Genomic DNA, 1,418 nt, shown 5'->3' on the forward strand with positions numbered 1-1,418 from the left:
CCCGCCGCCGCCCCGCGCGAGGGCCCGGCCACCCCGCCGGCCGGCGCCAACGCCGAGGACCAGCGCCGCGCCGCGCGCGCGGCCGCCGGCCAGGCGCGCCAGGCCTATGCCGGCGCGGCCGACCAGCTGCGCGGCATGCACCAGCAGCTGCTGGAACGCGCCAACGGCATCAGCCACTACATGGCCCAGGCCCATGGCCTGCAGGCCGGGCAGATCGTGCAGCGCCACGAGCTGGACCACGGCGCCATCGACCAGGCCGCCGATGCGGCCGCCGCCGCGACCGAGGAGGCCGGCCAGATGGCGGCCATGGCGGTGGACTCGGCCGCGCTGGACGCCGGCCAGGCCATCGCCGCGGCCGGCCGCAGCGCGCACGGCCTCATCAACGCCGGCGAGCGCAGCGGCGCGGCGCGCATCGCCAGCGTGGTCGGCGGGCTGGTCAGTGGCCATGTGTCGGCTTACAACGGCGCCGTGCGCCAGGCCGATACGGCCTACCAGGAGGCGCGCCGCACGCTGACGCAGTGGAGCGAGACGCGCGCCACGCACTTCTCCACGCAGCGCGGCGCCTGGCTGGACCGGGCCAAGAACGAGAAGCGCCAGCTGCGCATCCCACGCTGGGTCGAGCCCGAGGTGCAGGGCCTGCAGCAGCGCTTCGACGCCAAGAAGCAGGCCTGGGAGCAGTCGCGCGACACCACCGCCTGCAGCCTGTCGTGCAGCTACCAGGCCGCGCTGGCCGGTGAGAACGCGCGCCTGGCCACGCAGGGCCGCAGCAGCGTGGCCGCGGCGCTGCGCCAGGCGCGCAGCCAGCTGCGCAGCCAGCAGCAGGCCGCGCAGCAGGCCCTGGCCGGGCTGACCCGCAGCCAGCTGCAGCAGTTGCGCACCCAGCAGCGTGCGGCCAAGAGCCGGCTCAACAGCCAGGCGCGCGGTGCACTGTCCGGCGTGCGGCGCGAGGCACAGCAGGCCGTGGGTGGCCTGCAAGCCGCCACGCGCGGTGCGCTGCCGACCTACCTGCGCGCCGCCCAGGGCCTGGAGCAGAACCTGCGCGCCAGTGCCGCGCGCGGTGCCGGCGCGCTGCGCCAGGCCGCCGAGCGCGCGCCCGAGGGCGCGCTGCAGGGCGCACGCGCCAGCGGCGCCCGGCTCGACCAGCGCCTGCAGGCCAACCAGCAGCGGCTGGAGGGCAGCCTGGCCGAACAGGCCGGCGCCCAGCTGCAGCGCTCCGAACAGGAGGCCGGCGGGCTGCAGGCCATGCTGGCGCAGCTGCAGGCCCAGGGCGCCGAACAGCGCGCGCAGAGCGCGGCCGGATTCACCGAGGCCTTCGGCGGCCTGGCCGGCACCGTGACGCAGGCCGCGCAGTCCTGGGCTCAGCCGCTCACGGTGCGCATGGCCGGCTTCATCGCCAAGCAGCGCGCCCAGGCCGCCAG

The 1,418-nt window shown here is 77.3% G+C and carries 1 protein-coding gene; it reads left to right on the top strand.

The window, feature by feature from the left end; genetic code table 11:
* On the top strand, positions 1 to 1,418 hold a 1,418-nt coding region (locus IE209_RS33570), incomplete at both ends, for a hypothetical protein (protein ID WP_189691192.1).

The organism is Pseudorhodoferax aquiterrae (assembly GCF_014652235.1).
In the GTDB taxonomy this organism is placed as follows: Bacteria; Pseudomonadota; Gammaproteobacteria; order Burkholderiales; family Burkholderiaceae_C; genus Pseudorhodoferax; species Pseudorhodoferax aquiterrae.